Genomic DNA, 24,029 nt, shown 5'->3' on the forward strand with positions numbered 1-24,029 from the left:
CTGTGGTGAGAAGCTGAGCGATCAGCTCGTGGACAGATAACTGCTCAACCTTCATCTTCAATCACCTTGAATGGGATGCTTCGGTTCCTGGATTTGCCTTCTACCCGGGAATACTTGGCCACATCGGCATGGAGCCCGCGCAAGGCATAGTGCTCAAGCAGGGCTTCCAAGGTCATGCCCCGATGCTTCGCCATTTCGCTCAAAGCCTGAACGTGGACCTCAGAAAGCTGTACTTCCATGGTTTGCTTGAGCCCCTCTCCAGTTGCCTCCGCCAGGCCTCTCAGGTTCTCCAGCCACTCCTTTCTTGGGTTCGCCTCGACTCCCTGCACCGCGACCTGGCCTTCATTGAAGTCGAAGACGATGGGACGGTTCAGGGCTTGGTATTGCTCGGTGCAGGTGCAGGCATTGATGTAGGTGGTGGCTTCTGATTGGGCCACGCCGTACCCGTCATGGATGTGGCCGAAGATGTGAACCTTCGGCCGCACGACCCCGAGGCGGAGCTTTAGCTGCTCACAACCGAGGTGTTCCCCTCCGTGAACCTGGTCCAGAACTCCGTGAGGTGGCCCGTGAGTGATGAGGACATCGGTCCCTTCCGGGATCAGCCCCCAGGTTTCCATGAGTTTTTCGCCATTCCGAGGCAGGTTAAAGGCCCAATCCATGAACCACGGCTGCCAGGGGGATCCCCAGAACCTCACCCCATCGATCGTCACCCCAGAGTCCTGGAGGTAGGTGATCTCGGGGTACTTCGCCAGGAGGCCGGTTGCCCTCTCCGGATCCTTCTGGTAGATCCAGTCGTGGTTCCCGGCGATGAGGATCTTGTGCGGATGGGCCTGGGCTGCAAACCAGCGCAGGAACCGGTCGACTTCATCCGGTGTGCCCGTGCTCGTGGCATCCCCGGCATGGATCAACACGTCTCCATGCGGCAGGCTGAAACCCCGGTGAGACATGTGCGTATCAGAAATGCAGATGAACCTCATGAATGCCTCATGGAATCGAAGGAGTGGTGGTTTGGCCGCCGACGGATCTGGTGCTGCTTCGCCGCCAAGATGGGCCCCCTGCCCCATGATCCAGCGGCGAAGTTGCCATGGGGTATCCAGTCATGGGTCTTGCCCGGACTGCGAGGATCTATGTAGCTCGGTGGAATGCCTAACGAGTTTTCGTCTCGTGAGTCTTGAGCCAGAGATCCAAGGCCTCCGAGAGAATCTGGCTTTCCGTGAGCATCATCTCCGCTCGCGCGGCCTTGAGGGCCAGGAACTGACGCTTCGGCAATCGAATCTGAACCCGCTCGGTATCCCCTTCGAAGATCCGTGGCCTTCCCTCGGGCCCGCTGCTCTTCTGGGTCCGTGAGGGTCTCACGGATGTCCGAGGCGTCTGCTGGCTGACCACCTCGGCGGCACCCTGCTCCAGGGCCCCGAAGATCTGCTTCGAATCCGGCCGAGTCGGCTTGCGCTTGGTCACTGTGAGGTCCGTGGGTTATTCACTGCTGAACTTCTGAACTTAGAATATCCCGAATGGCCCCCACCACGCCCCGCATTTCGTGAGCCCCGGCCCCACCTGTCGCGATGGCCGAGACGCCTAGGCCGAAGGACTGGCGAATGGAAACCCGATTCCCCACCGCACCGAGAAATCGGTAACCCTTCTCGCCGGCGGCCCTCCGCAACCCTTCGACAGCCTGTCGCCCAAGGATGGTGTGGGGGTTCACCTTGTTCAAAGCCACGGCCACGGCGAGGCCCGGATTCCCGGCTCCCTTCAGGCGCTTGAGGTATTCCAGTCCTCTGCCGAGAGCCACCAGGTCCGAGTCCCCATCCCCGGCCACGAGGACAGCCAATCTGGCCAAGGCCGCACCCGAAAGACTGCGCGGATCGTGCCCAGGGGGGCAGTCCACCACCACATCCGCCGCTTCGGTCGCCAAGCGACTGAGGATGTCCTTGACCGTTTCCCAGGACTCATTGGAGAGGGTGGTGCAGGCGTGTCCTGCCCGCTTGCACCACCGTGCGGCATCGCCCTGAGGATCCAGGTCCACGATCGGAAGGCCGAGGGCCTTCGCCGTGGTCGTGGCCAATGTGGATTTGCCGGTGCCACCCTTGTCGGACCAGAACGCGAGGATCATCTGAAGGCCTCCAAATTATAAAGTTAAAAAGTTAAAATTTTCAAACCCAACTCAAAAAGGGAGAGAACAGCATCCCGAAGCCCCACCTCTTCTTTCGAGTCAGTCAGGCCGCTCCGGTGGACAGCCTGAGCTCAATTGATCGGATGATCTGCCAGCAATGCTCCTGAATTCGCAGGAGGTTCGTCCTTGGAAGCTGAATTGGACCTGACCAGTTCATTGAGGGCCACCAAGAGAGATGCGAGCTAAACCGTGACTCGCTGGAGGAGCCGAAGAGTGGGTTTCAACTTTCCATGATTCAGTATAAGTTTTTAACTTCAAAAGTCAAGAAGCTCGAAATTATTTTCTCGATCCCTTCTCCCCCCTCACCCGGAATGCTTCCCGGGGCCTTTTCAGTTCTCTGCGGGGCGGAGCCCCGTCCCCAGCTGCTCCAAGATCCAGAATTCAGAGCCCTCTGTCGTTTCATTGAGAGGAAGCCAGGACCACCAGTCCACGCCATCCCCCCTTCCAACTGCTCCTGAGTCCGTCATCCGTCGCCCCCTCACCCAAAGCGGGGGGCGATGGATGACGGACTCAGGGGCCTCAAAGGCCCACCACGCCTAAGTTCCGAAGAAGTAGCGTGCAATCCAATTACCACCTCAGAAGGCCGCACCCTACCGCAGCCTCAGGCAGGTCCTTATGTTCAGGAGGTCTAGAACGGCAACCAGAAGGGCCTGAACATGCATCCCAAGAAGCTGAAAATGATCCCCCAGCAGGTCCTGGTCCAATCGACCTCCGTCGACAGTCATGACCCCTCCGTTCTGGCGGTCGACATCGAAGAGGCGGGACGGCGGATTTCAGTGGGTCGGTCCGCCATCTATGAATTGATCAAGGCAGGTAAGATTCGAACCGTCCCAGCCGGGCGGAAAAAACGCGTGGTGCCGATCTTCGAGCTGGAACGGTATTTGAAGGACAATGTGGCCTGACCAATGACGGACCAATTACAGAGCATTCATTTCACTCGGGAAGACTTCTTCGCAACACGCACCTTTTCATCGAGAGGATTCTCCTTACTTCCTTCAAAGATGCCCAGCTTAGGCCCGTGTTTCTTCACTGCCATCGCAACGGCAGAAGGAACCAAGTGCCCGTAGTACTTCTCGACCATTCGGGTGTCGGAGTGCCCGAGTTGGGCCGCCACATAGAGGAGTTGCATCCCCTGAAGGATGAGATTGGATGCGTAGGTATGGCGCAGCTCGTGAAATGTCACCTTGGTGATGCCTGCCTTCTTCCAGGCCTTCTTCATCAGATGAACCTGGTCATATGGCATCCAGTCATCCGAGACCTTTCGCTTCACCCGATCCACGCCCGTATGTCGAAACAGGGTCTCTTCAGAATCACGCCCCTTTGTGAAGGAGGCGAACCAGGCAACAGCCTCATCATCCAGGTGGATGTACCGGCTCTTCCCGTTTTTTCCGAACTCGATAAAGAGCGTCTTGGGCTTGGCCGAGAAGTCCTTGACTCGGCATCGGCCCAACTCCCCGTAACGAGCACCTGAAGCCAACCCACCAATCACCAAGGATTTGAAATCGCCTTCGCAGGCCTCCACCAGCAGACGAGGCTCTTCCCCCTGCAAGAACCTGACCCGAGAGTTGCCCACATTCTTGAAGGGCTTCACGTCTCGCCAAGGTGCCGCGCCCTGTACCTTCCCATCCTGGTGCGCCAAGTTGAGCGCCGCCTTCAGGTTCGTCAGGATCCGATTGGACGTATCCCTGCGCTTCCTCATCTCCTCTGGTGTCGTCGGCGCAGGTAGGTGCTCAGGCTCTTCCCGAACCCTGCCAGTTTTCCGACGCCCAGTTTCGGCCAGTCCAACTCTCCATTCATCTATTCGCTTCTTGGTCAGTCCTTCGACCGGAGTGGCCCCCAAAACAGGAAGAATGTGGGCATTGATCGTCGTCTCGATGATGGAGAGGCTTCGCGACCCCTTCTTTCGCAGGTAAACCAAGTAGTCTCGCATCGCATCGACGACCGTGTAGGGGCCGTCGTGAGGGATATCCCCGCCTTCGGCAAGAAGCGCCCTCCGCTCCCGCTCCTTGAACCAAAATCCGGCCTTAGTACAGGCCTGCTTGTAATCCAAAACCTTGATCCCATCTGATTCCAGGAAGTCGTCGGCATGCCCCAAGGGTTCCCGGCTCATCTTCCGAGTCTTCGGATCATAGAGCCGGGCGACCCAGGATCCGTTCGCCCCATTCCCTGGCCGACGGTAGATCAAATACCTACCGGCGCTGAGGGTTTCCGTGTGATCGCGCTGCATCTCCAGGGCAAGCCGGCTGTTTCTGGTTCCCAGCGCAGCAGACCGCTTGGTCCTGGCCATCGATCCTCCGTCAGCAAACGGTCAGCAAAACTCCCTGCAAGACAAGATACCAGCCAGGCGGACCAAGACGGATACAAAATTGATTTCAATAGCCTTAGAATCACTCAAATCATCCGTCCTGGTCCGGAATTGCCATGTACACTACCTTGACACGGTAGGGGTCGGCGGTTCGAGACCGCCCGCGCCAACCAGTGAAGGCCGCTGACAAGCGGCCTTTTCTGTATCTCCAATCGGGCGGTCTCGGACCGCCGAGAAAGTCCGGCGGGCAGGCTGATTCGGGCCTCCGGCCCTCACCCCTCCGGGGCCGCCATCGCCTATGGCGATGCGGTCCTATCCTCCCTCCGCTCCGCTGCGGTCGGATGGTGGGGCCCGGTGGAGACGCGCCAGTGGCGCGCCGGAGCCGCTTGGCCGCGGGGCCAGCCGCGCGCCGGTTCGAGACCACCCCCGCCAACTAGCCAAAGACCGCATTTCCAGCCTTTTTTTGCATTACCAATCAGGCGATCCCGGACCGCCGAGAACCTCCGGCGTGCCGGCTGACTCGGGGCTCCACCCCTCGCCCTTCGGGCGGCAATCCGCTCCGCGGATTCCGTCCTATCCTCCCTCCGCTCCGCTTCGGTCGGATGGTCGAGACCGCCCGCGCCAACCAGCCCAGACAAGCCCGGACCTCCCAGGTCGGGCTGTTGCTTCCCGGAAACCACCCGCACCTGTAACCCTTCGGCGCCCGGATGCGTGTCGTCTGTTGAAGGGGCAAGCCGAACGGGGTCCCGATCCCAAGGACGGGGCGAAGCCCTGAACGGCCTGCCAAACCCACAACACGCATCCTTCACGGCTTTTTGCCATGGATGCCAGCAAGCAAGGAGAAGCAATGCAACCTCGACTGGATTACACCAAGGCTTCATCGGGCGCCTTCAAGGCGATGCTGGGCCTGGAAAAGCACGTGAGCAAATCGGGGCTGGAGCCTTCGCTGGTCGAGCTCGTCAAACTCAGGGTCTCCCAGATCAACGGCTGCGCCTTCTGCCTCGACATGCACACCAAGGAGCTGAGGGCTTCGGGCGAGACCGAACAGCGGCTCTACCTTCTGAGCGGCTGGCGGGAGGCAGACCTGTATTCCGAACGGGAAAGGGCGGGGCTGGCCTGGGCGGAAGTCCTCACGCGCCTCCCGGAAGGGGGGGTGCCAGATGAGGCTTTCGAGCGGGTCCGGAGCCACTTCAGCGAGACCCAACTGGTCGACCTGACCCTGGCCATCATCTCCATCAATGGCTGGAACCGGCTGAACATCGGTTTCCGGACTCCGGCCGGAGGCTATGTCGCCCGGTCGGCGGCGACGCTGCTTGCGGGCGACTAGGCCGGGTTCCCCTGGCTGATCGTAGGCTCATCTGCGATGCGACAGCCGGATGGCCTGGTCCGTTGATCTTGGGGATGCCCCCTCCTGAGCCCGTGGCCCAGGAGGGGGCAAAGAGCGGGAAACCATGATGCAAGACAGATCGCAGACCCAAGCCCATGGGACAGAGTGGCTCCGGCGTCGGCGCGTGCGATCCTTTCCCTTCCATGCCGAGGGGACCATGGATTCAACCGCCCTGGCCGAAGCCTTCGAAGCCCACCGGAAACTGCTGTGGGGGCTCAGCTACCGCATGACGGGATCTCCCGCCGATGCCGATGATGTCCTCCAGGAGACCTTCCTTCGTGCGCTCAAGCGTCCCCCCGCGGACCAGGAATCTTCGCTCCGCCCCTGGCTGGTGACCATTGCCGTCAATCTGTCCAAGGATCTGCTCCGGCGACGGAAATCGCGACCCTACCCGGGGGTGTGGCTCCCGGGGCCCGTCGAATGGGACGCCTCGGACTGCGTGATCGAGGCGCCTCAGGAGCGCTTCGACCTGCTGGAGACCGGATCCTATTCCTTCCTGGTGGCCCTGGAGGACCTCAGTCCCCAGCAGCGGGCGGTGTTTCTCCTCCGGGAGGTGTTCGATCATTCCGTCGATGAAACCGCCCGGCTCCTGGGCATCTCAGAGTCCAACGTGAAGGTGACCCTGCACCGGGCCCGGAAAGTGCTCAAGCGGCCGAGCTACCCGACGCCCCGGAAACGGGAGCTCACGGGTCGGGCCCTCCGGCGGTTCCAGGAGGCCCTGGCCGCTCAGGATCTGGAGACCCTGGAATCTCTGTTCACCCCGGATGCCAAGGCCTGCGGGGATGGGGGTGGAGTCTATGCCTCGGCCGAAGTCCCCATTCTGGGAGCGCGCGCCATTGCCCAGTTCTTCCTGCGCATCGCACAGCAGGATCCCTCCATTCGGCTGGATCTCCGCGAGATCAACGGATGGCCCGCCCAGGTGGGAGAGAGGGACGTCCCGGAAACGGGACTGCGAGCCCCCCGCTGGGTCCTGCTGGTCGAGGTGGACGAAGAAGGGCGCATCTCCTGGGTCCGATCCGTCCTTGCTCCCCAGAAGCTCACACGGATCTCCTGGGAGGCCCCCGAATCCTGAAGCCGATTCCAGGCAGAGCTGCTTCCTTCATGCCATCTCCCGTTGGAGCCCTCCATGCACCCGGTCTCGATCCAGAATGCTGATCACTACGTGTGGGGCGACCACTGCGATGGTTGGCACCTTCTCCAGGGCGACGATCTCCACGTCATCCAGGAGAGGGTCCCGCCGGGAAAGGCCGAGAAGCGGCATCTCCATTCCACCGCAAAGCAGTTCTTCTTCATCCTCGCTGGCCGAGCGGTCATGGAATTGAACGGGGTGGACCACCCGCTCTCGACGGGCGAGGGCATCCACATCCCGCGTGGCATGCCCCATCAGTTCAAGAATCCCTTCGGCGATCCCGTCGAGTTCCTCGTCATCTCCCATCCGACGACCCGCGGGGATCGCACCGATTTGGCCTGAGTTCCCTCGGTCTGCATGGATCTCCGATCGCACCCATCTTCACTGGGCGGCCACAGGCCGCCCAGTGAAGCGCCGCGGCCACTTGGAGAGATCAGGCCCGGGTCATGGCCTGGCCGTTCTTCGCGATGACCTTGTCGGCGGCGGCCTGGATCTGGCCGCGGGACTCCGCGTCATGGAGGCCGGTGGCCAGGTCGCGGAGCGCCAGCGCGATGAGGATCTGGGTGGTGGGGCGCTTCCCCCACTCGGGATCCTCCCAGTGGCCATGGAACCAGTCCGTCAGGCGGAGCAGGAAATCCAGGGCGGCTTTGGACAACATGGGGTCCTCCGGAAACCGGGTTGCCTGTGGGGACGCCGCCATGGCCGCATCCCATTCGCGACAGCGGTGATTGGAGACGGGGCTCATCCAGGTCCAAGCGAATGACCCTGGAGGCACCGGGAACGAAGATCGCCAATATGGGCCCCGACTAGGGTCCAAGAAGAAAAAACAGGCGAACGGTCGTTTTCGGGTGCCCAGCGGTAGACGCCCGCCCCTTCCGATCGGAACCACGCCGTGGAACTGTCCGCCCTCGCTTCAGGTGGCGGGGGGTCGAGAACCGCTCAGAACTGGAATCCAGCCGAGATCAGCAGGCTCTTGAGCTGGGTGTCGCGTTCGTCCTGGGTACGCGGACGGCCCATGATGCGCTTCCAGTCGGCGGCGTATTCGAGCTTGAGGGGGATGCCCAGCTTCAGGATCAGGCCCACCCCGAGGGTGGTGCGGAGAGGCGGGAAGGAGGGTGGAACCCGCTGGAGGGTGACGGGATCGGTCTCGGCGGTGAGGCTCCGGTAGACCTGGCCGCTGTCGAGGAAGATCTCGGCCCAGACGCTCTGCATGCCGAGCAGCGGGAAGCGGTACTCGAGGTTCACGACCGCCAGCCCCTGACCGCCGAGCGGAATGGGCTGGGGCAGCAGGTTGCCCAGGGAATCCGTGCGCCGGACGTCGCCCAGCATGTCCGGCTCCACACCCCGCACCGTGAAGGATCCCCCGCCGAAGAACCGCTCGGACAGCGGCAGATCCTTGGCCGATTGCGCGGTGGGGCGGGCCAGGCCCAGCCGGACGCTGGCCATGACCACGCCGTTCTCCGCATGGAAGCCCATGGGCCAGTTCCATTGCTGACGCAGGTCCAGCTTCACGAAGCTGCTGTTGATCGAAGTGCCGAAAACCTGGTTCGCCAGCTCCAGCCGGCCGAAGAAGAAGGTCCCCTGAGTGGGATCGAAGGGCTTGTCCCGGCGGTCCACGATCACCTGCAGGTAGGGGGCCGAGATGATGCTCCGGGCCGGCGTGCGCGCGAGGAGGAAGAGATCCTGGTCCGCGAGCAGGGGGACGCCGTTGCTGTCGGTGTTGGAGGCCACCTCCACGCGCTCGAAGCGGTAGCCGAGCTGCACGGATTGCACGGGGCTGATCTTCCACTCCAAGCTGGGCGTGAAGCGCCGCCGGCGGGCGAAGAAGGCGGCCTGGGCCTCCTCGATGTAGGCGCCCTCCACCCGGAAGCGCGTGCGGGGCGCCAGCAGCGTGTCCAGCGAGCCGGGGAGGAACCAGGGGTCGGTGTAGCCGATGCTGTAGCTGTCGACGGAGCGCTTGATCTCGCCCGTCGGGAAGGCCTTCCGCAGGAAGGGGCTGTCCAGGGTCTGATCCCCGGCCCGCAGGCCGAAGTCCAGGGTCCGGCCCATGCCGCCCACGTTGAGGCGCTGGGCATTCAGGCCGAAGTGGTAGCCCTGGGTCTTGTCGTAGCCGAAGGACTCGGTGAACACCCAGGGGCTACGCTCCTGGAGGCGCAGGGCCAGGTCCCCGCGCTCCCAGGGCTGGTTTTCCTGGCCCGGAAGGTCCTTCAGGGTGAGCAGGTCCACCCGCTGGAAGGCCCCGAGGCCGCCGAGCTGGACCTGGCCCTCGTCCAGCTTGGCCGGATTCAGGGGAATGCCCGGGGCAAGGCCCGATTCGCGCAGCACCGCCTCGGCGCGGGTCCGGTCGCTGCCCTGCACGACCAGGCGGCGCGTATGATCGAGCGGCTGGGCGGGCACCTGGATGCGCACCACGGGATGGATCTCATCGTCCTCGAAGGAGATCTTGACCTGCGGATTGGCCGATCCCACCGAGGAGAGCCGCTGGCGGAGGTCGGAGACCACCAGGGCCAAGTCGTTGCGCACCAGGGGCAGCGAGGGCTTGAAGATCAGGCGCGCGCCCTCGGGCGTGGTCTCGAGGGTGCCCTCGAATCCCTGGAGGTGTCTCCGGTCCGACCGGTAGCGTGAGGTGCCCCGTACGGACACCGGATGGTCCGCCAGCGCGAGCAGCAGGCTCCGGGCCAGGCGCTCCCTGGGAAAGGCGGGATCGGACGGGAGCTCCAGCACGAGGGCGTCGAGGAACCGCCGCGACCCTTCACGGATGACGAGGCGCACATCCACCGCGCCCCCCTTCCCGACTTCGACGCGGCGGCGGACCTGCACCTCGGGGAATCCGCGCTGGAGGTAGTGGGCCGTGAGGCGGTCCTCCAGGGCCTTCATGGCCTCGGATTTCGCGTGTGGTGGCAGGAGGAGGAACCGCTTGGGCAGGCTCACGGCCCGCGACAGTTCCGCGTCGGACAGCTCCCGGTTCCCCTCGAAGCGCACGGTGCCCAGGACGCGCCGGGGACCGGTCTCGACGGTGTAGGTGATGTTCACGGCCTCGGGCCGCTCGGCGGTGCCCGCCGTCACGACGCGCTCGTGGGACACCTTGACCTCGGGATAGCCCTGGTCCCGGTAGTAGGCGGCGATCCGCCCGTCGCCCTCGTCCAGCACGCTCGGCGAGTAGCGCTCGGCCCGGGCCAGGGGCACGAACTCCAGCAGCCGGGGGCGCCCCCAGAGCACCGGGCCGAGCAGGTCCATGCCCTTGGCCTTCAGGGTGACCTTCGGCCCCGGCTTGACCTCGAGCACGAGGACGCCGCCCTCTCCGTCAGCAGGGGCGAGGCGGATGGAGCCCTCCATGCGGCGGTCCTTCACCAGCCGCTGGCGCAGGCGTCGTTGGGCCTCCCGCTGGACGATCGGGGTCCAGTGCGTGCGGCCGGGCGTGATGCCCGCGACTTTCAGCAGGTATTCCCGGGTATACGGCGCTGGATCGCCCTCCAGGCGCACCTCCTGGATGAGCCGCGGGGCCCCGAGGCTGAGGATCAGGTGAAGCTGCCGGCCCCCCTCGTCCACCACGGCCTTCACATCGGCCTGGCGGTACCCGGCCTCCCTCAGGCGCTGCTCGGCGCTGCGTTCCAGCAGCGCCAGGCGCTGGGGCCCCAGCCGCTGACCCTTCCGCACTTCCGGCAGGAGGGTCTTGCGCAGATCGGCGGGCAGAGGATCCCCCTCCCAGCGCCAGGTCTCCATGGGCAGCAACGGGTCCAGACGCAGGAGGATCTCGCCGCTCCCACCGAAGGTCCCTTCCACCGTGCGATAGCGGTCCACCAGGCGCACGGCGGCCAGGGCCTGCTGGAAGGCTGCCGCATCCACGGCTTGCCCCACCTTCAGGCCGAGGGCGGCCAAGGCGAAGCGCTGGTCATCCCCATCGCCCCCCACCACCCGGATCGCCGTCACCGGGTGGGACGACGCAGCCTCCTGGCCCGCGGCGGAAACCAGGGCCAGGAGGCTACAGCCGAGGGCGGCGCGGAGGCGCACCGCCTCAGAAGCCCGCGAGGGCCTCTTCCTCGGTGTCCTTCACTTCGAAGACCGAGTGCAGGCTGGTCATCTTGATGAGGCTGAAGATCTTGCCACTCATGCCGCAGATGCGCAGCTCGCCGCCCTTGCCCTTGATGGAGGTGTAGCAGCCCACCAGCTCGCCCACGCCTGAGGAATCCAGGTAGCTCACCTTGCTGAAGTTGATCACGATCTTGCGAGAGCCATTGGTAAGCGAGGTGCGGACCGCTTCGCCCAGCTCCTGATCGCCATCACCCAGGGTGATCTTGCCCTCGGGGTATAGGATCAGCACGTCGTTGTGATTGCGTGAGTTCATGATCATGGGCACCTCGGGGTGAGGGGCCAGTGTAGCAAGGCTTCCAAGGCTCAGCGCAAGCCCGTGGCCGCATGGAATCCTCCGGCATGGGGGCGGCCCCGGGCCTCCAGGGCCGGCCCGGGCTGAGGCCCAGCGGGCGGCCCGATGGATGGCATAGGTGGGTACACTGGAATCTTTGATGTCGAGGTCCCATGTCTGACCAGGAACTCCAGCCCCTCGCCCCCCGCCGGAAGACCCGCCAGATCCTGGTGGGCAAGGTGCCGGTGGGCGGGGACGCCCCCATCACCGTCCAGAGCATGACCAAGACGGACACCCGGGATGTGGAGGCCACGGTCCAGCAGATCTACAACTACGCCAACGCCGGCTGCGAGATCGTCCGGGTGAGCGTGCCCACCAAGAAGGCCGGCGAGGTTTTCCACGAGATCTGCGACCGCAGCCCCATTCCCGTGGTGGCCGACATCCACTTTGACTACCGGCTGGCCCTGGTGGCCGCGGACGGCGGCGCCGCCTGCCTGCGCATCAACCCCGGCAACATCGGCGGCCAGGACCGCGTGAAGGCCGTGGTGGACAAGGCCGGATCCAAGGGGATTCCCATCCGCATCGGCGTCAACGGCGGCAGCCTGGAGAAGGACCTGCTGGAGAAGTTCGGCACCGCCACGCCCGAGGCCATGGTGGAGAGCGCCCTGCGCCACATCGAGGTGCTGGAGCGCGAGGGATTCCATGACATCAAGATCAGCCTCAAGGCCAGCGACGTCATCCGCACTGTGCAGGCCTACCGTCTGCTGGCGAAACAGGTGGACTACCCCTTCCACCTGGGCATCACCGAGGCCGGCACGCCCTTCGGCGGCACCATCCGCTCCAGCGCGGGCATGGGCATCCTCCTGGCGGAAGGCCTGGGCGACACCATCCGCGTCTCCCTCACCGGCGACGGCGAGGACGAGTGCCGCGTGGGCCACGAACTGCTGCGGTCGCTCGCCCTGCGCAGCGGCGGCTTCCGCATGGTGAGCTGCCCCAGCTGCGGGCGCGTCCAGATCGACCTGAACCGCGTGGCGAACGAGATCGAGGAGGGCCTCAAGGCCATCAACCACGAGAACATCACCTACGCCGTCATGGGCTGCGTGGTGAACGGCCCCGGCGAAGCCAAGGACGCGGACCTGGGCGTGGCCGGCGGCGCCGGCGAGGGCCTCATCTACCGCAAGGGCGAGCTCATCCGGAAGGTGAAGGAGGAGGACCTCGTCCCCGCCTTCCTGGAAGAGGCCCGCAAGGTCAAGGCCGAAGCGGATGCGGCGAAGGCCTAAGGCGTTGGACTGGCTGGCGGCCCACCCCCTGGCAGCCTTCGGCCTCTACCTGGTGGTGGAGGCTTTCCTGCCGGTGCGCTTCCAGCCTTCCGCCTGGGTCTGCCGCGGCGCCATCCGCACCTACCAGGCGACGCTCAGCAGCCACCTGCCCACCCAGTGCAAGTACACCCCCACCTGCAGCTACTATGGCCTGGGCTGCATCCAGCGGTACGGCACCCTGCGCGGCGGCCTGCTCACCACCTGGCGCCTCATCCGCTGCTCGCCGTTGACGGACGGCGGGATCGATCCCGTTCCCTGAAAACTCACCACCAAGGCACCAAGACACCAAGAACTGCCTTTGCTTTTCTTGGTGTCTTGGTGCCTTGGTGGTGATCTTTTGCCTTCCTTCTGATTTGAAGGTCACGCCGAAACCCACCAAGATGGTCGGTTGGACTGGATCTCTGGAGTCGCCCCATGTGTGGAATCGTTTCGCTCTGCTATGCGTCTGAAGTCGCGGCCATGGGCCACGAGGCCGGGGAGCTGCTGAAGCGGCTGGAATACCGCGGCTACGACTCCACGGGCGCCTCCTTCATCGGGGATGACGGCGCCATCACGCTTCTCAAGAAGGTGGGCGCCCCCAGCCGCGTGGTGCCGGAGCTGGGCATCGATCGGCAGCGGGGCCAGCGCTTCATCGGCCAGGTGCGCTGGGCCACCTACGGCGCCGTGACCGATGTGAACAGCCAGCCCCACCACGTGCGCTGCAAGGTGGAGCTGGTGGGCGCCCATAACGGCAACATCTCCAACACGGACGCGCTGAAGCCCGCCCTCACGGCTCAGGGCCATGCCGTGAAGTCCGACAACGACGGCGAGATGATCACGCACCTCACCGAGGACGCCTACGCCGCCAACCTCGCGGATCCGGGCCCGGCCCTGGCCGCCTGCCGGGCCGCCCACGCCGCCGCGGGGCTGGCGGAATCCGTCCCCGACGGCGCCTTCCTGCTCATCGACGCCGCCCGCAAGGCCGACGCCCGGGCCGAGGGCTCGTACGCCGCCGCCTTCGCCGATCCCAAGGTGCCCGGCGTGGTGGCGGTGAAGTCCGGCTCGTCGCTCTACGCGGGCATCGGCAGCGACGCCCACGGCGAGTTCGTGGTGGTCTCCAGCGACCTCACCTCCGTGCTCTCCAAGACCCGCATGCTCATCCCCCTCTCCGAGGGCGAGGGCATCTGGTTCACGGAGCGGGAGTACCTGGTCTTCACCCTGGGGAAGGAGCTCAGCTTCTCCGTGCCGCGGCCCAAGCGCTCGAAGCTGAACGTGCGCGACACGGGCCTCCGTGCCCCGTACCGCTACTTCATGGAGCAGGAGATCGCCTCGGCCCCGGACAACCTGGACGAGGTGCTGCGCTACTACTTCCGCGACGCGGGGACCGAGGGCCTCTTCGCGGCCTTCGAGGACCGCCAGGACCTCTGCAAGGCCCTGGTGGCCAAGGTGCTCTCCCTCTACGAGGCGCCGGAGGAGGCGGCCCTGCGGAAGGCCTTCGAGGCCCTGCTGGCGGATCCCGTCCACCGGGAGCTGGCCGCGCGGGTGGAACCTCACGCCGACGTGCTGCGCGCCCATGGCCAGCCAGTCTCGGACGAGCGCCAGCTGCTGGCGGACCTGGGCCGCCTGGCGCCCTCGGCTGCCTCGGCCCTGGCCCTCTACGACCTGCTCTTCGTGTGGAAGAAGCGCCGCCGGGTCACCCGCCACCTCCAGGAGCTGGTGCAGGCCATCCGCGAGTCCCAGAAGGAGGGCGGGCGCGTCTTCCTGGTGGCCTCGGGCACCTCGTACCACGCGGCCCTGGTGGCGGCCACCTTCTTCAACAACCTGGCGGGCGTGGCCGTCTTCCCCTGCAACCCGGGCCAGTTCCGGTCCATGTACCTGAACGCGGTCCAGCCGCACGACCTGCTCATCGGCATCACCCAGTCCGGCGAGACCAAGGACCTGGTGGACATCTTCCAGGACGTGCGCGCCCGCGTGCCGGCCCTGCGCCGCATCGCGCTGGTGAACAACGAGAACAGCCGCATCCCCCAGGAGCTCTCCGAGTTCTACCTGCCCATCCTCTGCGGCCCCGAGATCGCCGTGGCCGCCACCAAGAGCTTCCTCAACCAGGTGGCCATCCTCTACGTGCTGGCCGCCTCCTTCTCGCTCACGGAGCGCAAGATCGCCGCGAACCTGGAGCGCGCGAAGGACCTCATTGCCGAGACCCTGCGCTCCTGCGAGGCCGATGTGGAAGAGGCCGCGAAGCGCCTCTACCTGGAGCCCTCGCTCCACATCCTGGGCACGGGCCTCATCGGCCTGGCCCGGGAGGGCGCCCTCAAGATCCGCGAGGTGGTGCTCAACCACGCCGAGGGCTACGACGCCGCCGAGTTCAAGCACGGCCCCAACACCATCCTGGGGAAGAACACGCTGTTCTCCATCCAGGACCTCGCGGGCCTGCTGGAGGTCTACGAGCAGCACCGCGACGGCCGCCCCTTCGCCGGCGGCATCGAGGCCCTCCAGGCCTGGCCCGAGCTGGTGGAGACGCGCTTCTCCAACTACCCGCTGCTCTTCGTGTGCCCCGCCGAAGAGCGGGACGTGCGCATCACCATCAGCCAGATCCACACCCACAAGATCCGCGGCGCGGACATCCTCCTCATCGCCGAGAAGAACCCCGAGCTGGCCCTGGCCGTCTCCGGGAAGCCCATGGGCCAAGACCGCTACTGGTCCAAGTACATCGAGGTGCCCCCCAACGGCGATGCCAACCTCTTCGTCTTCGCGGCCTCCGTGGCCCTCCAGCGCCTGGCCTTCCGGATGTCGGTGCTGAAGATGGAGTACCTGGACCGCCTGGCGGTGGCGGACCACGGGGTCCACCCCGACGCCCCCAAGAACGTGTCCAAGTCCATCACGGTGGACTAAAAACAACGCATTCAACAGTTTGAATATGACATTCGAGTTATTTAAGAAAATTTGACCTTTTTAGTCAAGATGTGACTTCCCTCACGGCCCGAAGGCCCCATCTTGGGTGCCAGGGGGTGGTCCCCATCGATGGAGCCGTCATGAACGTGGAACTGGACACCAAGGTGGGCGAGCTGGTGATGGCGCGGCCCGAGACCATGCGCTACTTCGAGCGCCTGGGCATCGACTACTGCTGCGGGGGCCACCGGAGCCTCGGCGAGGCCTGCGGCCTGGCGAAGCAGGACGCGGGCAAGGTCCTGGCGGACCTGGCCACCCTGGAGCCGCCCGTGGCGGGCGTGCCCTCCCTGAAGGACTGGGCCACGGCCTCTCTGGCGGACCTCATCCAGCACATCGTGCCCACGCACCACGACTACCTCCGCGAGGAAATGCCCCGCCTGGAGTTTCTGCTCGCGAAGGTGCTCCGAGCCCACGGCGAGCGGCATCCCGAGCTGGCCCGCGTGGGCGAGCTCTACCGGGCCATGGTGGCCGACCTCATGCCGCACATGATGAAGGAAGAGCAGATCCTCTTCCCCTACATCACCCAGATGGAGCGGGGCCAGTCAGGCTCCTCCTGCTTCGGGAGCGTCCAGAGCCCCATCCGCGTCATGGAGATGGAGCATGAGGCCGTGGGGGCCCTTCTGGCCGAGCTGCGGGAGCTCACGGACAGCTACACCGTGCCCGCCGACGGCTGCAACACCTTCCGCGCCTTCTACGACGGCCTGGAGACCATGGAGCGGGATCTGCACCTGCACATCTACCTGGAGAACCAGATCCTCCATCCCCGCGCCCTGGCGATGGAAGGCGCCGTCAAGGTCTGATCCGGGCCATTCCCGGGCCCCGCGACGAAGCGGCCCGATGCCACCAGGCATCGGGCCGCTTCGCGTCCGGCGACCTCAGTGCGCGTCTTGGAGGCTCCACCGGTCCGTGCAGCCGTGGCTCTCGACCACCTGCCGCGCCTTCCGCAGGCGCAGGGCGTGCTGGACGTTCTGCATGACGGTGAAGAGCCGGTCGTGGATGCCCAGGCGCGCCAGGTCTTCCGCGGTGAACCAGGTGACGCCGTCGTGGTCCTTCCGCGTGGCGTGATCAGCCAGGATCTGCTCGGTGATGCCCACGGGAAACCTCCGGAACTGATAGGTTGAATATCACGGAGGGGCATCGTGGCCAACTGGCGAAACACGGGATGGGGCGCAGTTGTGATGGCGGTCTGGGGCATGGTCCTGGTGCCGGTCGTCGTCCTCGGCATCCTGCTGGCCGTTCCCTTCCTCGGGCGCCGCCGCGCCTTTTTCGGCATCGGGCCGCTCTACGCCAAGGGGTTGGGCTGGTTCTGCCGGATCCCGCTGGCCCTGACGGGCTGGGAGCGGCTGCCGGAGGCCGTCCGGGAGGGACGGCAGCCCGTGATCTTCATGTCGAACCACGAGAGCCAGCTGGATCCCCCGGTGCTCATCGGGATCCTGCCCGTGCCGGCGGTCTACATCGCCAAGAAGGAGGTCAAGTACCTCCCCTTCGTGGGCTGGGCGGCCTGGGTCGCGGGCGTGATCTTCATCGATCGCCGCGACCGGGAACGGGCCATCAGGAGCATCCGCGAGGCCACCGCCGAGATCCGGGGCGGCAAGAACGTGGTGATCTTCCCGGAAGGCACCCGCAGCCGCACCGGCGAGATGCTCCCCTTCAAGAAGGGCGGCTTCGCCCTGGCCCTGGACGCCGGCGTGCCCATCGTCCCCATGGCCACCGTGGGCGGCCGGGAAGTGCTGCCGCCGGGAAGCCTCCGCCTCCGCCCGGGCAAGTACGTGGTGGCGGTGGGCGAGCCGGTGGATCCGTCGGCGCTGGCCGATCGGGAGGCCCTCATGACCGAGGTCCGCGGCCGCATCGAAGCCCTCATGACCGAGGCCAGGAAGGCGCTCTGACCGCTCAGCGGAAGGCGGGGTCCTGCTGGGCGACCCGGCGCTTGCCGGGATGCAGGCGGTCCGCCAGCTCCAGCAGGTCCCGGGCCTCGGCCACGTTCCCCAGCTTCGCGGCCATGCGGGCCATGAAATAGAGGTTCACCGAGAGCACCCGCCGCTCGTTGTGCTTCTTGGCCGCCAGATCCGAGGCGAGGACCTTCTGCCGGTGGGCCTCGAACAGGGCCAGGGCTCCGGCGAAGTCTCCCGCGAGGGCCTTCTTCAGCCCCGCCAGCAGGACGGTGCTGGAGTGGTCCGGAGGCCAGGCCCCTTCCAGCTCCCGCAGGTAGCCTTCGGCGGTGCCGGTGTCCTGCAGGTCCCAGGCCGCATAGACCATGAGGCTGCGCAGGACGTTGGAGCCCGGCACCTCCCGGAGGCCCGCCCGCAGCCGGAATTCGGCTTCCCCCGACCGGCCCATCCACAGCAGCGCATCGGCGGCGGTGACATAGGCGTACTCGGCCGCGGGGCGCAGGGCGATGGCGCGATCCGCATGCTGGAGCGCCGCCGCCAGGTCGCCTTCGTTCTGCAGCAGCACCCCGTAGCGGTGGTGGGCCTGCCAGCCTTCCGGAAAGAGCTCCAGGGACTTCTCGAAGTAGCGGCGGGCGGCCGCGTGGTTGTCCGCCCCCTCCAGCCCGGCGAAGACATCCGCCAGCACGTCATAGGCCCGGTGGTCGGCCGGATCCAGGCGCACGGCCTGGAGCGCCGAACGGCTGGCGCCCTCCAGATCTCCTAGGCGCAGGAGGATGGAGCCCAGGGCCCGGTAGGCCTGCGAGGCGCCGGGATCCAGGGCGATGGCGGCCTCGGCGGCCGCCTTCCCCTGGCGCAGCAGGGCCTGCCCCTCCGCGAAGCGTCCCTGGCTGAGGGCGCGGGTGGCGCCCAGCTCCGCCAGGGTCCAGGCGTACTCGGCGCGTGCCGGCGCGTAATCCGGTTCGATCTCGATGGCGGACTGCAGGAGCGAGTTGGCCAGCTGGACCGAATCCTGGTTGCCCTCAGTGAGCACCTGCTGCGCCTTGGTGTAGAGCTCCCGGGTGCGGGGGTTCCGGGCCTGGATCCTGGGCGCGCCGGCCTCGCCGGCCAGGCCCATCTCCTGCGGCAGGCGCTGCTGCAGCTCGTCCTCGATCTTCAGGAGGTCCCCCACGGGACGGTCGAGCTGGAACTGGTGCGTGGTGGCTCCCTGGGTGGCGTCCACCACCCGCACGCCCATGCGGATCTGCCCGCCCACCACCTGGAAGCTGCCCAGCACCAGCAGCTCGGCCTTGAGCTGGCGCCCCAGCTCGCCCAGAGCCTTCGGGGCCCGCCCCGGCGTGTCGCCCAGCTGGTTCATGGCCTCCACCACCCGCAGGCGGTCCACCACCAGCATGTCCTCCCGCCGGACGAGCCCGTAGGCCATGGCGTCGGCGAAGCTGTTGCTGAGCCAGGCATGTTCCGCGTCGGGCTGCAGCTGCTCCAGGGGCAGGATGGCCACCACGCGCCGGCCCCTGGTGAAATCCATCCGGGAGGCCCGTCGCGCCTCGCCCAGCCCCGTGGCCAGGGCCCGGCGCACCAGCAGCCCGCTGACGACCCCTCCGACCACCAGCACCAGCGCCGCCGACACCAGCAGCCACCGGCGCCGGGTCCGCTGGATCCGCACCGCCGACAGGCTGAGGTGCGGGATGGTGGCCGTGGGGTTGTCCTCGGCCAACCCGGCGGCCAGGGCCTGCAGGCTGGGGAAGCGGTCCTTGGCGGACTTGGCCATCAGGCGGTGGATGGCGTCCTGGAGGGTGCGGGAAAGGTCCGGCCGCAGCTCCGACAGGGGCCGAGGCTCGTCCCGCGTCACCGCGTAGAGCGTGTCCACCAGGCTGGCCCGGCGGAAGGGGTGGGTCGCCGTGGCCAGCTCGTAGAGCACCACGCCCAGGCTGAACTGGTCGGACTGGCCCGTGAGCGGCTGGCCGTTGGCCTGCTCCGGGCTCATGTAGGCCGGCGTCCCCTGGCTGTAGCCCGGCGCCGTGCTTTCCACCAGGGTCATGTGGTGGGAGGTCTGGCCCATGGGAAGGTCCTCGACCCCGCGGCGCGCGATGCCGAAATCCAGGATCTTGAGCTGGCCATCGTCCGTGAGCAGCATGTTCTCGGGCTTGATGTCCCGGTGGACGATCCCCTTCTGGTGGGCGTGGAAGAGGGCCGAGGCCGCCTGACGCGCCAGGTCCTGGAGGGCGCTCCCATCCAGGGGGTGGCCCACCAGGGTGCGGAGGGTCTGCCCCTCCACCAGCTCCATGGCGATGTAGGGGGTGCCGTCCACCTCCCCGGCGTCGTAGATGTGGGCGATGTTCGGGTGGTTGAGCTGGCAGGCCAGCTTGGCCTCGCCGATGAGCGCCTTGCGGCGCAGGTCGTCGGCATCTTTGAGGATCTTGAGAGCCACTTCCCGCTCGAGGCGCAGGTCCAGGGCCTTCCAGACCTCGCCCATGGCTCCTTCGCCCAGCCGGGCAAGCAGACGGTAGGAACCGAAATGTGAGGCGTCAGAGGTCAAGCGTGTCCTTGCGGAGGTAAGGCAGTATACCGATCGGACTAGGCGAGGGATTAGCTCCCGGTCGACCGGCGGGTTGACTGAATTCTCGAAATCTCGAGAATCGTACGGGAGGTGCCCGTGGCCGCGCTGGATCTCGAGACTGCCCTCACCGGAGCCCGGCTGGTGGAAGAGGCAGGCGCCCTCCTCACCCTCGGCGAAGAGCCGGAGCGCATGGTGGCCCACGCCTTCGAGCGTCTGGGCCAGCTGGTGCCCTACGATCTGGCCACCGTCCTGCTCCGGGAGGGGGAAGCCCTCCGGGTGGCCTACGCCGTGGGTCCCCTGGCCACGCCCCAGCTCGCGAAGGCCCTCATCCCCGTCCGGGGCAACCTCCGCCTGCTGAACGCGCTCAAGGCCCGGTCCAAGCCCGCCACCTTCGAAGAGGAGGATCCCGGCGAGGACACCTTCCACGGCCTCCTCGACATGCCCCGCGGCCACAGCTGCCTGGTGGCCCCCCTGCGCAGCCAGGGCGAGACCTTCGGCCTCATGACCCTGGACGCCATGGTGTGCCGCCAGTACCCCGAGAGCGTGCTGCATCATGTGAGCGTCTTCGCCTCGCTGCTGGCGCTGGGCATCAAGCAGGCCGAACACCTGGGCCGCCTGGCCGAACGGGAGCGGAGCCTGGCCGAGGAGGTCAGCTACTTCCGGGAGGTCCAGCGCCGGGATGTCCTGCAGGAGCCCCTGCGGGCCGAGAGCCCCGCCATGCGCGCCATCCTGGACCAGCTGAGGCAAGTGGCCCCCACGGTGACCACGGTGCTCGTCACCGGCGAGACCGGCACGGGCAAGGAGAAGGTGGCCCAGACTCTCCACCATCTCTCGCCCCGCCGCGAGCGGCCCTTCATCAAGGTGAACTGCAGTGCCCTGCCCGCGACGCTCATCGAGTCCGAGCTGTTCGGCCACGTGAAGGGGGCCTTCAGCGGCGCCGCGTCGGCGCGGAAGGGGAGGTTCGAACTGGCGGACGGCGGCACTCTCTTCCTGGACGAGATCGGCGACCTGCCCCTGGACCTCCAGCCCAAGCTGCTGCGGGCCATCCAGGAGAAGGAGATCGACCCGCTGGGCGCCGAGAAGCCCCGGAAGGTGGATGTGCGCCTGGTGGCCGCCACCCACACGGACCTGCGCAAGGCCGTGGCCGAGGGGCGGTTCCGCGAGGACCTCTTCTATCGCCTCAGCGTGTTCCCCATCCATCTCCCGCCCCTTCGCGAGCGGCCGGGCGACATCGCCGCCCTGGCGGAGAGCTTCCTCGACAAGTTCGCCCGGGAGAACCGAGTCGCGGCCATCCACCTGCCGTCCCCGGTCCTGGAGCAACTGGAGGCCTACCCATGGCCCGGCAACGTGCGGGAGCTGAACAACGTCCTCGAGCGGGCCGCCATCCTCTCGACGGGCCGGGAGCTGCGGCTGCCCCCCGGCGCCCTGGCCGCGCGCGGTGGCGCCGAGAGATCGGGACGCCCCCACACATGGGAGGCCCAGGAGCGGGCCTACCTGGAGCGGCTGCTCCACCACACCCGCGGCAAGATCGCCGGCGCCGACGGCGCGGCGGCGGTCGCCGGTCTGGCCCCCTCCACCCTGCTCTCGCGCCTGGAGAAACTGGGCCTCAGGCCCAAGGATTTCAAGGAATCGTGATAGGTTAGGCACTCCCCTCCGGAGCGACGGATGAGCGACATCCCAGGCCCGACCGATCCCCTGACACCGCTGGGCGCACCGCCTTCCCCTGACCCGGGGCCGGTCCCAGCTCAGACACCGGCCGCCCTCCGCCCCATCCCCTTCGAGGACCTCGAAGCCATCCCCGGTTTCTGGGCCCGGGTGGGCGCTATGTTCCGGCTGGTCTTCAGCAACCCCATGGAGCTCTTCGACCGGGTTCCGACCACCGGCGGCCTCGGCGCCCCGTGGCGCTTCCTCCTCCTGATGTCGGTCCCCGTCTTCCTCGTCACGGCCCTGCTGTTCTTCCTCCTCGGCATGGGCATCATGGTCGCGGCCCTGGAAGAGGCCGGCAAACCCGAAGGCCGGGTCATCGCCGCCGCCATGCCCCTCGTCTTCGGGGCCCTGCTGCTGCTCATGCCCCTCTTCACCTTCCTGGGCATGGTGGTCTTCGGCGCCCTGAGCCACGCCTTCCTCTGGATGTGGGGCGGCCTCAAGCCCGGGGTGGGCGTGGGCCAGAGCATCCGCGCCTACGGCTACGCTTCGGCCTTCATCCAGCTCGGCGCCTGGATTCCCACCCTCGGCTTCCTGATCCAGATCGCCGGCCTGGTCGTGATCGGAATGGGCCTGGCGCGGATGCACAAAACGGAGGCTTGGCGCGGGATCTGCGCCGTGATGACGCCTCTCGTGCTCATCTGCTGCTGCGGCTTCATGCTCATCATGGCCGTCCCTGCGATCCTCGCGGCGGTGGGACGGTAGCTTCGAGCCAGACCCGTACGGCCGGGCCGGCCGAATCCGCCTCCAGCACCCGGTGGACCGCGCCGGCGGCCAGGGCCTCGGCCGCGCCCCAGGTCTCGAAATGCCGGAACAACCGGTCCGCGCCGTCGCGGCCCAGGATCTCCGGCAGGCGGACGGTTCCGCCGAAGCCGGTCAGGATGCCATGCTTCGCCGCGGGGTGCGCCAGGCGGAGGCCGCCCTTGCCCGCGGCGGGATCCGCCGCCACCGCCCAGCGTTCCTGGCCGTGCAGGGCCAGGTCGCAGCCGCCGCCCATGGCCACGCCCGAGATCAGCGTGAGGGTGCGCCAGCCGGGCCAGAGCAGGTGGTTCATCACGCGCTGGCCCCGGCGCGAGAAGGGCTCCGCCGACATGGGGTCGAGGGCGCCTACTTCATGGAGGTCCGCGCCCGCGGTGAAGTGATGGCCCCGGCCCATCATCCAGGCGGAGCCGCTGAGGGCCACCCGGCGCGCGCCGCCGCCCCGCAGCTCAATGAAGAGTCGGTCCAGGGCCACCAGCAGGTCGCTGTGGAGGCGGTTGAGGCCGTCACCGGAGCGCAGCCCGATCCAGGCCCAGTCCGGCCCGCGCAGCAGATCCAGGGAGGTGCGCCCCTCGTGCCAGGCGGTCGGCGTCATGCCAGCCCCAGCCGGGTGAAGGCCGCTTCCAGGGGCTCGGCGTCGGGGTCCCACGCCGGCGCCCCGGGCAGCTGGTTGCGGAACCAGGTGGCCTGCCGCTTGGCGTAGGCCTGGGTCTCCTGCACCACGGCGGCCTGGAGGGCCGCGGGATCGCCTCCGGCCATCCAGGCCGCGTAGCCCAGGGGCCTCAGGGCCTCGAGATCATCCCCGTGGCCCGCGGCCACCAGGTCCGCCACCTCCCGTGGCCAGCCGGCGGCTACCTGGGCGGCCACCCGCGCGGCGACGCGCTCCCGCTGGCGCTCGCGCCCCGGCGCGACCACCAGCACCCGCCAGCCCGCGGGAACGCCCGTGTCCGGGCCGGACAGGAAGCTCGAAGGAGCCTGGCCGGAAGCGAGATGGAGGGCCAGGGCGCGCTGGACCCGGGCGCTGTCGTTGGGGTGGAGGGCCGCGGCCCGGGCCGGGTCCACCGCAGCCAGGAAGCGGTGCAGCGCGGGGGTGCCGAGGGTCGCGCCCCAGCGCCGCACGCGATCCACCAGGACGGCCGGCACCTCCGGCAGGGCGCTGAGCTGGTCCCAGATGCCCCGCAGGTACAGGCCCGAGCCCGTCACCAGCACCGGCTCGCGGCAGGCCGAGAGCCACTCCCGCACCCAGGCGCCGAAGGCCGTGGGGTTGGGGCGGGTCGAGAGGGGCAGCTCTCCGTAGCCCAGGTGGGGCACCCCGCCCCGTTCCGCCTCGTCCGGCTGGCCGGTGCCGATGGCGAGGCCGGCGATGGCCTGGTACGGGTCCCCGTTCACCACGGTGCCGCCGACGCGTCGGGCCACGGCCACGGCCACGGCGGACTTGCCGGAGGCCGTGGGTCCGAGGATCGCGATGGGCATGGGTTGAAGCTATCAGCTATCAGCTATCAGCCGTCAGCTCTCCGTGAAA

The 24,029-nt window shown here is 67.1% G+C and carries 22 protein-coding genes; 11 read left to right on the forward strand and 11 right to left on the reverse strand.

What is annotated here, in order from left to right:
* Positions 1–44: 44 nt before the first annotated feature.
* From MLE64_RS07505 to MLE64_RS07515, 3 genes are all read right to left on the reverse strand, one after another.
* Complete coding sequence (locus tag MLE64_RS07505; protein WP_243317161.1) at positions 45–977, reverse strand: metallophosphatase domain-containing protein; 933 nt, start codon at positions 975–977, stop codon at positions 45–47.
* A 169-nt stretch (positions 978–1,146) separates the two neighbouring features.
* Positions 1,147–1,458, reverse strand: coding sequence for a hypothetical protein (locus MLE64_RS07510; RefSeq protein ID WP_243317162.1), 312 nt, complete (start codon positions 1,456–1,458; stop codon positions 1,147–1,149).
* A gap of 19 nt (positions 1,459–1,477) precedes the next feature.
* The gene (locus tag MLE64_RS07515) at positions 1,478–2,110 is read right to left on the reverse strand and encodes a ParA family protein (RefSeq protein WP_243317163.1); all 633 of its coding nucleotides are present in this window, start codon (positions 2,108–2,110) and stop codon (positions 1,478–1,480) included.
* A gap of 716 nt (positions 2,111–2,826) precedes the next feature.
* Between MLE64_RS07515 and MLE64_RS07520 the strand changes: the two genes are divergently transcribed.
* The gene (locus MLE64_RS07520; protein WP_243317165.1) at positions 2,827–3,072 is read left to right on the forward strand and encodes a MerR family transcriptional regulator; all 246 of its coding nucleotides are present in this window, start codon (positions 2,827–2,829) and stop codon (positions 3,070–3,072) included.
* A 26-nt stretch (positions 3,073–3,098) separates the two neighbouring features.
* Here MLE64_RS07520 and MLE64_RS07525 read toward each other — a convergent pair whose 3' ends face one another.
* A complete protein-coding gene (locus MLE64_RS07525; RefSeq protein ID WP_243317166.1) occupies positions 3,099–4,457 on the reverse strand; it encodes a tyrosine-type recombinase/integrase in 1,359 nt (452 codons plus the stop codon).
* 865 nt (positions 4,458–5,322) lie between these two features.
* On the opposite strand from MLE64_RS07525, the gene MLE64_RS07530 reads away from it, so the two are divergent.
* From MLE64_RS07530 to MLE64_RS07540, 3 genes are all read left to right on the forward strand, one after another.
* Positions 5,323–5,802, forward strand: coding sequence for a carboxymuconolactone decarboxylase family protein (locus MLE64_RS07530; protein WP_423748251.1), 480 nt, complete (start codon positions 5,323–5,325; stop codon positions 5,800–5,802).
* A 217-nt stretch (positions 5,803–6,019) separates the two neighbouring features.
* Positions 6,020–6,934, forward strand: a complete 915-nt coding sequence (locus MLE64_RS07535) for a sigma-70 family RNA polymerase sigma factor (RefSeq protein WP_243317169.1) — start codon at positions 6,020–6,022, stop codon at positions 6,932–6,934.
* 54 nt (positions 6,935–6,988) lie between these two features.
* Positions 6,989–7,333, forward strand: coding sequence for a cupin domain-containing protein (locus MLE64_RS07540; RefSeq protein ID WP_243317170.1), 345 nt, complete (start codon positions 6,989–6,991; stop codon positions 7,331–7,333).
* A 91-nt stretch (positions 7,334–7,424) separates the two neighbouring features.
* On the opposite strand, the gene MLE64_RS07545 is transcribed toward MLE64_RS07540, so the two are convergent.
* The 3 genes from MLE64_RS07545 to MLE64_RS07555 form a co-directional block, all read right to left on the reverse strand.
* Positions 7,425–7,649, reverse strand: a complete 225-nt coding sequence (locus MLE64_RS07545) for a hypothetical protein (protein ID WP_243294927.1) — start codon at positions 7,647–7,649, stop codon at positions 7,425–7,427.
* 281 nt (positions 7,650–7,930) lie between these two features.
* Positions 7,931–11,002 carry a BamA/OMP85 family outer membrane protein gene (locus tag MLE64_RS15950; protein ID WP_243317171.1) on the reverse strand — a complete coding sequence of 1,024 codons (3,072 nt, stop codon included), beginning with the start codon at positions 11,000–11,002 and terminating at the stop codon, positions 7,931–7,933.
* 4 nt (positions 11,003–11,006) lie between these two features.
* Positions 11,007–11,336 carry an STAS domain-containing protein gene (locus MLE64_RS07555; protein ID WP_243294925.1) on the reverse strand — a complete coding sequence of 110 codons (330 nt, stop codon included), beginning with the start codon at positions 11,334–11,336 and terminating at the stop codon, positions 11,007–11,009.
* 191 nt (positions 11,337–11,527) lie between these two features.
* Between MLE64_RS07555 and ispG the strand changes: the two genes are divergently transcribed.
* From ispG to ric, 4 genes are all read left to right on the forward strand, one after another.
* Positions 11,528–12,634, forward strand: coding sequence for a flavodoxin-dependent (E)-4-hydroxy-3-methylbut-2-enyl-diphosphate synthase (ispG, locus tag MLE64_RS07560; protein WP_243294924.1), 1,107 nt, complete (start codon positions 11,528–11,530; stop codon positions 12,632–12,634).
* A complete protein-coding gene (gene yidD, locus MLE64_RS07565) occupies positions 12,618–12,932 on the forward strand; it encodes a membrane protein insertion efficiency factor YidD (RefSeq protein ID WP_243317172.1) in 315 nt (104 codons plus the stop codon). The genes ispG and yidD overlap by 17 nt, the downstream gene beginning before the upstream one ends.
* Before the next feature lie 155 nt (positions 12,933–13,087).
* Positions 13,088–15,544 (forward strand): SIS domain-containing protein, encoded by a 2,457-nt coding sequence (locus MLE64_RS07570; RefSeq protein WP_243317173.1) that lies wholly within the window; start codon positions 13,088–13,090, stop codon positions 15,542–15,544.
* Positions 15,545–15,684: 140 nt separating this feature from the next.
* Positions 15,685–16,401 (forward strand): iron-sulfur cluster repair di-iron protein, encoded by a 717-nt coding sequence (gene ric, locus MLE64_RS07575; protein ID WP_243317174.1) that lies wholly within the window; start codon positions 15,685–15,687, stop codon positions 16,399–16,401.
* Between the two features lie 75 nt (positions 16,402–16,476).
* Here ric and MLE64_RS07580 read toward each other — a convergent pair whose 3' ends face one another.
* Positions 16,477–16,695 carry a hypothetical protein gene (locus MLE64_RS07580; protein WP_243317175.1) on the reverse strand — a complete coding sequence of 73 codons (219 nt, stop codon included), beginning with the start codon at positions 16,693–16,695 and terminating at the stop codon, positions 16,477–16,479.
* Between the two features lie 45 nt (positions 16,696–16,740).
* Here MLE64_RS07580 and MLE64_RS07585 point away from each other — a divergent pair, with 45 nt between their 5' ends.
* Positions 16,741–17,487: a lysophospholipid acyltransferase family protein gene (locus MLE64_RS07585; RefSeq protein WP_243317176.1), complete on the forward strand. Its 747-nt coding sequence runs from the start codon at positions 16,741–16,743 to the stop codon at positions 17,485–17,487.
* A 4-nt stretch (positions 17,488–17,491) separates the two neighbouring features.
* On the opposite strand, the gene MLE64_RS15750 is transcribed toward MLE64_RS07585, so the two are convergent.
* Positions 17,492–20,245 carry a protein kinase domain-containing protein gene (locus tag MLE64_RS15750; protein WP_341482268.1) on the reverse strand — a complete coding sequence of 918 codons (2,754 nt, stop codon included), beginning with the start codon at positions 20,243–20,245 and terminating at the stop codon, positions 17,492–17,494.
* Here MLE64_RS15750 and MLE64_RS07600 point away from each other — a divergent pair.
* Both MLE64_RS07600 and MLE64_RS07605 read left to right on the forward strand, forming a co-directional pair.
* Positions 20,141–21,679 (forward strand): sigma 54-interacting transcriptional regulator, encoded by a 1,539-nt coding sequence (locus MLE64_RS07600; RefSeq protein ID WP_243317177.1) that lies wholly within the window; start codon positions 20,141–20,143, stop codon positions 21,677–21,679. The genes MLE64_RS15750 and MLE64_RS07600 overlap by 105 nt on opposite strands.
* A gap of 30 nt (positions 21,680–21,709) precedes the next feature.
* The gene (locus tag MLE64_RS07605) at positions 21,710–22,453 is read left to right on the forward strand and encodes a YIP1 family protein (RefSeq protein ID WP_243317178.1); all 744 of its coding nucleotides are present in this window, start codon (positions 21,710–21,712) and stop codon (positions 22,451–22,453) included.
* On the opposite strand, the gene MLE64_RS07610 is transcribed toward MLE64_RS07605, so the two are convergent.
* Entirely contained in the window at positions 22,413–23,102 is a 690-nt protein-coding gene (locus tag MLE64_RS07610) for an enoyl-CoA hydratase/isomerase family protein (RefSeq protein WP_243317179.1), read from the reverse strand. The two genes, MLE64_RS07605 and MLE64_RS07610, sit on opposite strands and share 41 nt — an antisense overlap.
* A complete protein-coding gene (locus MLE64_RS07615; protein ID WP_243317180.1) occupies positions 23,099–23,980 on the reverse strand; it encodes a tRNA (adenosine(37)-N6)-dimethylallyltransferase in 882 nt (293 codons plus the stop codon). The genes MLE64_RS07610 and MLE64_RS07615 overlap by 4 nt, the downstream gene beginning before the upstream one ends.
* Positions 23,981–24,029: the final 49 nt, after the last annotated feature.

This window comes from Geothrix paludis, from assembly GCF_022808815.1.
In the GTDB taxonomy this organism is placed as follows: domain Bacteria; phylum Acidobacteriota; class Holophagae; order Holophagales; family Holophagaceae; genus Geothrix; species Geothrix paludis.